Raw genomic sequence first — 8,775 nt, 5'->3', positions numbered from 1 at the left:
GGGGGGGGGGGGGGGGCGGGCGGGGGGGGGGGGGGGGGGGGGTGGGGGGGGGGGGGGGGGGGGGGGGGGGGGGGGGGGGGCCCGGGGTGCGCGCGGTCTTCCATCCGGCCGCTCGTCCCTCGCGGCCTCCCGCCAGTCCCGCCACGACCGCGCGCACCCCTCCCGCCCCACCCTTCGCGGCGACGTCACCTCCACAGAACGTCGCCCGCCCTCCCAGCACCCGCGACGACGTCGCGTCCGCCGACGGCGACGCCCTGTCCGCCGACGGTGACGCTGGGTTCGCCGAGGGTGACGCTGGGTTCGCCGAGGGTGACGCTGGGTTCGCCGACGGTGACGTGTGGGCCGGTGCGCCGAGCCTCCGGATCGTGTGGGGTTCTTCGGCTCCGGGCAGCAGATTCCGGAGAGTCGAGCGCAAGGCACTTCAAATGGCGCCGAGCGTCGGTACCCCCCGATGCTCGGCCGGCCCTGTCCTCCCGTGAGTGCGTACTCTTTGCGCGACTCGCCGGGTGTGTCGCGCAAAGAGTACGCACTCACGGGTGAAGGGGGTCGGGCGCGCGCGTGGCTGATCGCATGCTCGACGCGCGGGCGGGCGGGCGAGACGACGGCCGAGCGGGTGGGTGCGGGGAGGTGTCGAAGGACGTCAAGGAGAGCGCACGGCCACCCGGGCCGGAGCCGACAGTCCGAGACAGCTCGCCGCGGCCGCCTGTGAACGCAACCACGGCCCGCCCGCCCGCGAACCCCACCGCGGCCCGCGAACCCAGCCAGGGCGCCCGCGGACCGTCAGAAGATGGTCAGCGAGACCGTCGACCCCTTCGGGGCCTTCTTCTTGCCGTCCGGGTCCTGGAACCGGACGGTGTCGAGCACCCCGCCGAGGAACTTGTTCACCTTGACCTTGAAGCCCTTGTCCTCGAGGAGCTTCTTCGCCTCGGCGGTGTGCTTCCCGGTCACGGACGGCACGACGACCATCTCCGGTCCCTTCGACACCACGAGGTGCACGGTGTCGCCGCGGTGCAGCGTCGTCGACTGCTGCGGGTCCTGGCTGACGACGGTCCCTTCGGGGACGTCGTCGGAGAACTGCTTCCGGACCTGCGGGACGAGGCCCGAGGTCTTGAGCGCGGAGACGGCGTCGGCCTGGCTGCTTCCCTTGACCTGCGGCACGGTGACGGGCGCGGGCCCCTCGGAGACGACGACCTGGATGGGGTCGTTGTGGGGCACGGAGGTCCCCGGGTCGACGGACACGGAGATGACGCGGCCGCTGGGCACGTCGTCGGAGTAGTCCTCGACGGGGGCCGGGACGGCGTCGAACCCGGCCTTGGACAGGCTCGCGAGCGCGGTGGCGGTCGGCTTCCCGACGAGTCCTGCCGGGACCTTCGCGTGCTTGACGCCCTCGGAGACCACGACCTCGACGGTGCCGTTCTTGCGGACCTTGTCGCCCTCGCCGGGGTCGAGGCTGACGACGTCGCCCGCGGGCACCACGTCGTCGAAGGCCTGCTTCGTGTCGGCGTGCAGGTCGACCGCGGTCAACGCGGCCTTGGCGTCCTCCGCGCTCGACCCGACGATCCCGGTGGGCACGACGGTGTAGGCGCCGGGGCCGGCGCTCATCCACCACGTCCAGACGGCGAAGACCCCGGCGACGGCGAGGAGGATGGCCAGAGCCCAGGCCCACCGGCGGCGCCGGCGTCGACGCTTGCGGGTGACGTCCTGCGCGGGCACGGCGGGGCCGGTGAGCACGGGGAGCTCGCCGCGCGAGGTGCCCGAGCCCAGCTCGTCACGTGTGAGGACGCGCGTGCCTGTCCCGAGGTTGCCGAAGACGGCGGTGGGGATGGCGTCGAGCGATCCTTCGTCGTCGACGTCGTCCGTGGGCGCGGGGTCCACGGGCTCGCCCGACGGGTCGCCGGCGGTCCCCGGCGTCGCATCGGCGTCGTCGGCCGGCTCCTCGGTGGCCGTGGGCTTCGGGGCACCGTGGGGGGCGTCGACGGGACCCGACGGGCCGTCCGTCACGACGGCCTCCGGCGGGTCGGCGCGGCGCGCGAGGTCCGCCTCGGACAGCAGCCGCCGCGTGTGCCGGACGAGCGCCAATGCAGCGGCGGCGTCCCGCGGACGGTCGTCGGGGTCTCGCGCGGCGAGCGCGCACACCAGCTCGTCGACTTCGATGGGCATCCACCAGGCGCTCCGTGACGGCGCGGGGATGTCGGAGTTCACGTGCCCGAACGCGACCTGGATCGGCGTCGCACCGGTGTGCGGGTGCTTGCCGAGCAGCATCTCGTAGGCCAGCACGCCCACCGAGTACACGTCCGTGCGGGCGTCGCAGCGGCCCGTGGTGATGACCTCCGGGCTCAGGTAGGCCACGGTGCCGAGGACGGTCCCGGTCGCGGTGGCCGCGACCTCGGTGACGGCGCGGGCCAGCCCGAAGTCGGCGAGCTTGACGTGGTCGTCCTCGGTGAGGAGGACGTTCTCGGGCTTGATGTCCCGGTGGACGAGGCCGGCCCGGTGCGCCGCCGCGAGCGAGTCGAGGATCTCCTCGAGGAGGCGCAGCGTCTCGCCCAGGCTGAGGGTGCGCTCGTCGCGCAGGCGGGCCCGCAGGTTGGTCCCGGGGACGTACTCCATGGTGAGGTAGCTGGTCTCGCCGTCGAACCCCTGGTCGTAGACGCCGACGAGACCCGGGTGCGTCAGCCGGGCAGCCGCACGGGCCTCGCGCCGGAACCGCGAGACGAACTCGGCCCCCTCGACGCCGTCCACGAGGTGGGCGTGCATGATCTTGAGCGCGACGTTGCGGTCGAGGCGCCGGTCCACTGCGAGGTAGACGGTCGCCATGCCGCCGCGGGCGATCCTGGACACGACCTCGTAGCGGCCGTCGACGAGGGTGCCGACGAACGGGTCCGAGGTCGTAGTTGCCACGGGGTGAAGTCTACGGACCCGTAGGGCTCAGGCGCCGCATAGCGCACGGTGGGGCGGCGAGTCTCACCCGGTCTCGGAGACGGTGCGGGCAGGCCGTGCCTGCGCCCGCCCTGGCGACCTCTTAGGCTTCTCCCGTGACCGAGCAGCAGCCTGAGCAGGCTTCGACCGCCCCCTCCACGCCCGACGACGCCGCCTGGCTCACCCTTCCCGACGTCGCCGACCGGCTCGGCCTGGACGTGATCCGGGTCCGCCAGCTCCTGCGCGAGCGCAAGCTCGTCGCCGTGCGGCGGGGCGAGCGCAACGTCCTGCACGTCCCCGAGGCCTTCCTGATCGAGCACGAGGGTCGGCTCCAGCCGATCCCGGCGCTGCACGGCACGGTCGTCCTGCTGGACGACGCGCGCTTCACGGACGACGAGATCGTCGAGTGGCTGTTCGCGCCCGAGGAGACGCTCAACGGGCTCACCCCGGTCGCGGCACTCCGCGAGGGGCAGCGGGCCGCGGTCCGCCGGGTGGCTCAGGGCCTCGGCTGACGCGTCACGCGTCGCGCTCGACGAGCCCGCGCGCGAGCGCCAGCAGCATCGACCGCCCCGGCTCGACCAGGGCGTCGGTCTCGAGCGCCGCGAGCGCGGCGTCCGCGAGGTCGTCGATGAGCGCCTCCATCGCGGCGACCGCACCGGACCGCACGAGCGCCTCGCCGACCCGCTCGACCTCGGCCGGCGTGAGGTCCGCGCGACCGAGCGCTCCCTCGACCAGCGCCCGGTCCTCGGGCGCCGCGGTCGCGAGCGCGCGCGCGACGAGCACGGTGCGCTTGCCCTCCCGCAGGTCGTCGCCCGCGGGCTTGCCCGTGCGGGCCGGGTCGCCGAACACACCGAGCAGGTCGTCGCGGAGCTGGAACGCCTCGCCGAGCGGCAGCCCGTACGACGACGCCGCTGCGAGGACGTCGCCCGTCGCCCCGGCGATGGCCGCCCCGAGCAGCAGCGGGTGCTCGACGGAGTAGCGGGCCGTCTTCGCGCGGATGACGGTGCGGGCGCGCTCCTCGTCTGCGGCGGGGTCGGCGCCCCAGGCGACGGCCTGCGCGTGCACGTCGAGGAACTGGCCGGTCGTGACGACGAGCTCCATGTCGTCGAAGAGCTCGCGCACGAGGTCGGCGGTCGCGCGGTCGAGCGCGGCGGTCGCGCGGGCGAGGACGCGCCCGGCCAGGACGAGGGCGAGGTCGCCGAGCAGGATCGCGGCGGACTCGCCGTAGCGGGCGGCGTCGCCCGACCAGCCCTGGTCCCGGTGCCGCGTCGTGTGCACGACGTGGGCGGCGGGCAGCCCGCGGCGGGTCGCGGAGGCGTCCATCACGTCGTCGTGGAACAGGGCGGCCGCCTGGAAGAGCTCGAGCGCCGCGCCGACCGCGAGCGCCGCGTCACGACCCGCCTCGTCGTCGCCGCCGTGGGCGCGCCACGACCAGTAGCACAGGGCGGCCCGGAGCCGCTTGCCGCCCGACAGCATGGCGTCGAGGGAGTCGGCGAGGGTCTCGGCGTCCGGGCTGACGGCCCGGAGCCGCGCGCGCTCGGTCTCGAGGGTGCGGCGCAGGACGCCGTCGACGCCGCGGCGCACGTCCTCCTGGTCGACGAGGCCGGGGGCGGAGGGCATGCGGCGAGTCTATCGGCCGGTGCCCGTCGACCCCCCCGTCGTCGCAGCGGTCCCGGGCGTCTCGGCCGGCGTCGTCGGGGCGGCCGTCTTCTTCGGCTTGGGCGCCACGACCTGGCCCGACACCGTGACGAGGGACGTCCCGTGCTCCTTCACGACGGCGACCTGCAGGAAGTCGGCGAGCTCGGTGGACCCGACCTTCGTGCCGGCCTTCGCGGTCTCGGAGACCTTGCGGTACGTGGCGCCGTCGTCGGAGCCCGCGGGCTTGCCCGACACGCGGGAGAAGCCGGCCTTCGTCCACGCCTTCGTGTAGGTCTTGACGACCTTCTTCGCGTCCGACGACGTGCGCAGGCTCAGCGAGAACTGGACGTGCGTGCCGTCCTTGCCGCGCTCCGCCGAGCTCGACAGCACCGTGGCGCTGCTCGGGACCGGTGCGAGGTCGGAAGGGAGGTCGGGGGCGAGCGCGCCCGCGGTCGACCCGGCCGCGAACGACGGGAGCGTCGTGGTCGCGGACGACGGCGCGGCGGTGCTCGCCGCGGCGGGCTCGTCGCGCAGCGACCCCACCTTCCACACGACGCCCGCGACGACCGCCACGACGACGACCCCCAGCAGGACCCGTGCCGCACGGTGCGGGCGGGCCTCACGGCGCGTCCCGCGCCGGTCGCTGCTGGTGGGGGTGCGGCTGTCGTTCACGCGCCCCACCGTACCCAGGGCGCAGGAGCGGCCCGAACAGGCGTCCGGGGGCCGACCACCGCCGGGAGCGTCGTCCACAGGAGACGACGGGGGGTTCCCGGGCCGGTCGCCGCGGCCTGGGATGAGGCCATGGACACGCCCCTGGTCGCCAGCCGACCCGCCGACCTGCTCGCCTACGTCCCCTACCGTCTGGGCTACCGGCCCCGGGACAGCGTCGTCGTCCTCAGCCTGCAGGCGACGCGCGGAGCGGTCGGCCTCGTCGTGCGGGCCGACGTCGCCGACCTCGTGGCGGAGCCGGGCGGTCCCGCGCTCGCGCGGGCGGTCGTCACGCACGTCCTGCGGGACGACCCGCGCGACGTCGTGCTCGTGGCGTACGGGGACGACGAGGACGCCGCTGCACGCGGGACGGACGTGCTCGCCGACGCGCTCGCGGAGCTCGGGCCCGGGGTCGCGGTCGCCGCGCGCTGGCACGTCACGTCGACGGGGTACCGCGGGCTCGGCTGCACCGACCCGGCCTGCTGCCCGCCGCCGGGCCACCCGCTGACGGACCTCGACGCGAGCCCCGTCGCCGCGGACCTCGTGTACGCGGGCGTCGCCGTGGCGTCGTCGCGCGAGGAGGCGTACGCGCTCCCGCCCGCCCAGCCCGCCAGGCGGGCGGCTGCGCTGCGGGCGGCCCGGCGCTGGACCGCGCGCCGGGGCGAGCTCGGGGTGCGGGCGTGGCGGCGCGCCTCCCTGCGGGCGTGGCGCGACGTGCACGCGGCCGTCGCCGCGGCCGACCCGCGCGTCGCCGTCCAGCCCGCGGTCGTCCAGGTCGCGGCCGCCCGCGTGGGCCGGGTCGCGGGCGCGCTCACCGACCCGATCGTGCGCGACGCGGTGCTCCTCACGATCCTGCCCACGGGCGACCCCGGCCTGCCGGACCGCCTGCTCGACGCCGCCTCGACGGGCGTCGGGCTCGGCGCGCTCGACGACGCCACGACCGCCGTCGACCTGCTCGTCGACCCCGGGCAGGGTGTCGCGCCCGACGCCGACGCCGTCCGGGTGGCCCGCGCCGCGGCCGAGCTCGTCGCGGCGCACGCCCGGGGCGACGGGCACGCCTACGCGCTCGGCCTCGCCGCGGCGCTCGCGTGGTGGCAGGGCGACGGCGGGCTGGCGGGTGCGCGGGCGGCCCGGGCGCTCGAGGTCGGTCCCGACCACGGTCTGGCGCGCCTCGTCGCGGACGCCCTGGACCGGGGGATCGGGCCGGGGTGGGCGCGGGCAGAGCACCTGTCGTTCCGGTAGCGTCTACCCGTCGGAGGCCGCAGACGGAGGGATCGAGATGCCGGTGGTCGTCGGGGTGCTCTCCACGCCCGAAGGGACGCGCGCGCTGGACGCCGCCGTCACGGAGGCCGCCCGCAGGGCGACGTCCCTGGTCCTCGTGCCGGGACGCGCGGACGAGCCAGTCGACCCGGCGCTCGCGACCGCCCAGGCGGCCGGCGTCGAGGCCCGCCTCGCGCCCGCGAGCGACGAGAGCGAGTTCGCCGCGCGCCTCGTCGACGCGGCCGAGCGTACCGGGGCCGACGTCGTCGTGATCGGGCTCCGGCGGCGCAGCCCGGTGGGCAAGCTCATCCTCGGAGCGGGCGCGCAGCGCATCCTGCTCGACGCGCCGTGCCCGGTGCTCGCGGTCAAGCCCGCGCCCTGACCTGCGACGGCGTCGCGCGCACGCGGTCGGCGGCCCTTTCAGGCGACCGGTATTCCGCGGAATACCTGGGGTCGGCGGTGCGTTGTGCCGTGAGTCTCACCCCGAAAATCCCACCCACCCGAGGTCGTTCGGCGACCCCCGGGAACGTGACCGGCCGGTACAATGGTAGTGACGCCGGCTCGTCCGACCGGTGACTCGCCGTCTGTCCCCCCGCCAGCCGAAAGGTCGTTCGTGGCGCCCCTCACCTCTGACAACACCCTCCCGCGCGAGTTCGAGCACTCCGCCCTGCAGGACCTCCTCCGTCGTGGGGCGGCTTCCGGCAAGGTCGACGCCCAGAGCGTCCGTGTCGCCTGCGACGAGGCAGGCGTGCAGGACGCCAAGCGGCTCAAGGCCGTGATGCGCGCCCTGGCGGGCGCCGGCGTCCAGGTCGAGCTGGGCTCCGTCAAGGTCGCCGCTGCGTCGAGCTCGTCGTCCACGACGACGGCGCGCGCGACCACGCGCACCAAGGCCGCCGCCTCGACGGCGACCAAGACCCGTGCCAAGGCCGCCGAGAGCGACGACACCGAGGCCTCGGCCGAGACCGCAGCGAAGCCGGCGGCGAAGACCCGCACGGCTGCCGCCTCGAAGTCGCGCACCGCGACCAAGGCGGGCACGACCGCGGCCGCCAAGCGCACCACCGCGAAGGCCCGCGCCGCCGCGAAGGACGCCGACGCCGACGAGGCGGACGCCACCGACCTCGAGGACGTCGAGCCGGACGTTGCGGAGGTCGCCGACGAGTCCACCGAGGCCGCCGGCAAGAAGGCCGAGTCCTCGGGCGACGAGGACTCGGGTTTCGTCTACTCCGACGCGGACGACGACGACGCCCCGGCCCAGCAGGTCGTGACCGCCGGCGCCACCGCCGACCCGGTCAAGGACTACCTCAAGCAGATCGGCAAGGTCGCGCTCCTCAACGCGGAGCAGGAGGTCGAGCTCGCGAAGCGCATCGAGGCCGGCCTGTTCGCCGAGGAGAAGCTCGCCAAGGACTACCCCGACTACGACCGCACCAAGGCCGACGCGACCACGCGCCAGCTCGTCCGCGAGCTGCAGTGGATCGCGCAGGACGGCAAGCGCGCCAAGAACCACCTGCTCGAGGCGAACCTCCGCCTCGTCGTCTCGCTCGCCAAGCGGTACACGGGTCGCGGCATGCTCTTCCTGGACCTGATCCAGGAGGGCAACCTCGGTCTGATCCGCGCGGTCGAGAAGTTCGACTACACCAAGGGCTACAAGTTCTCGACGTACGCCACCTGGTGGATCCGTCAGGCGATCACCCGCGCCATGGCCGACCAGGCCCGCACCATCCGCATCCCGGTGCACATGGTCGAGGTCATCAACAAGCTGGCCCGCGTGCAGCGCCAGATGCTCCAGGACCTGGGCCGCGAGCCCACGCCGGAGGAGCTGGCCAAGGAGCTCGACATGACCCCCGAGAAGGTCGTCGAGGTCCAGAAGTACGGCCGTGAGCCCATCTCGCTGCACACCCCGCTCGGCGAGGACGGCGACAGCGAGTTCGGTGACCTGATCGAGGACTCCGAGGCAGTCGTCCCGGCCGACGCGGTGAGCTTCACGCTCCTGCAGGAGCAGCTGCACGGCGTGCTCGACACGTTGTCGGAGCGCGAGGCGGGCGTCGTCTCGATGCGCTTCGGCCTGCAGGACGGTCAGCCGAAGACGCTCGACGAGATCGGCAAGGTCTACGGCGTGACGCGCGAGCGCATCCGTCAGATCGAGTCGAAGACGATGTCGAAGCTGCGCCACCCGAGCCGGTCCCAGGTGCTGCGCGACTACCTCGACTGAGCCTCGCACCCACGACGAGACGGCCCGGACGCCCTGAGCGTCCG

At 74.8% G+C, this 8,775-nt stretch carries 7 protein-coding genes; 4 read left to right on the top strand and 3 right to left on the bottom strand.

All coding sequences use genetic code 11. From position 1 onward, the window contains the following. Positions 1 to 780 precede the first annotated feature (780 nt). Complete coding sequence (gene pknB / locus ACFT5B_RS19310) at positions 781 to 2,898, bottom strand: Stk1 family PASTA domain-containing Ser/Thr kinase (RefSeq protein ID WP_386800811.1); 2,118 nt, start codon at positions 2,896 to 2,898, stop codon at positions 781 to 783. Between the two features lie 134 nt (positions 2,899 to 3,032). Between pknB and ACFT5B_RS19305 the strand changes: the two genes are divergently transcribed. Then, positions 3,033 to 3,428, top strand: coding sequence for an Rv2175c family DNA-binding protein (locus tag ACFT5B_RS19305; protein ID WP_386800810.1), 396 nt, complete (start codon positions 3,033 to 3,035; stop codon positions 3,426 to 3,428). A gap of 4 nt (positions 3,429 to 3,432) precedes the next feature. On the opposite strand, the gene ACFT5B_RS19300 is transcribed toward ACFT5B_RS19305, so the two are convergent. Together ACFT5B_RS19300 and ACFT5B_RS19295 are read right to left on the bottom strand one after the other, a co-directional pair. Beyond that, positions 3,433 to 4,536, bottom strand: a complete 1,104-nt coding sequence (locus ACFT5B_RS19300; protein WP_386800809.1) for a polyprenyl synthetase family protein — start codon at positions 4,534 to 4,536, stop codon at positions 3,433 to 3,435. Between the two features lie 9 nt (positions 4,537 to 4,545). Then, on the bottom strand, positions 4,546 to 5,226 hold the full coding sequence (locus tag ACFT5B_RS19295; RefSeq protein WP_386800808.1) for a hypothetical protein: 681 nt from the start codon (positions 5,224 to 5,226) through the stop codon (positions 4,546 to 4,548). Positions 5,227 to 5,355: 129 nt separating this feature from the next. Between ACFT5B_RS19295 and ACFT5B_RS19290 the strand changes: the two genes are divergently transcribed. From ACFT5B_RS19290 to ACFT5B_RS19280, 3 genes are all read left to right on the top strand, one after another. Further along, the gene (locus ACFT5B_RS19290) at positions 5,356 to 6,504 is read left to right on the top strand and encodes a DUF4192 domain-containing protein (protein ID WP_386800807.1); all 1,149 of its coding nucleotides are present in this window, start codon (positions 5,356 to 5,358) and stop codon (positions 6,502 to 6,504) included. A gap of 37 nt (positions 6,505 to 6,541) precedes the next feature. After that, positions 6,542 to 6,904 carry a universal stress protein gene (locus tag ACFT5B_RS19285; RefSeq protein WP_386800806.1) on the top strand — a complete coding sequence of 121 codons (363 nt, stop codon included), beginning with the start codon at positions 6,542 to 6,544 and terminating at the stop codon, positions 6,902 to 6,904. Between the two features lie 231 nt (positions 6,905 to 7,135). Continuing rightward, positions 7,136 to 8,731 carry an RNA polymerase sigma factor gene (locus ACFT5B_RS19280; RefSeq protein ID WP_386800805.1) on the top strand — a complete coding sequence of 532 codons (1,596 nt, stop codon included), beginning with the start codon at positions 7,136 to 7,138 and terminating at the stop codon, positions 8,729 to 8,731. The last annotated feature ends 44 nt before the right edge of the window (positions 8,732 to 8,775 follow it).

Origin of the sequence: Luteimicrobium sp. NPDC057192 (assembly GCF_042670205.1) — a bacterium.
Lineage (GTDB): Bacteria > Actinomycetota > Actinomycetes > Actinomycetales > Cellulomonadaceae > Luteimicrobium.
Note: the sequence above shows the minus strand (reverse complement) of the source record. Positions and strands in the feature narration are given on the sequence as shown.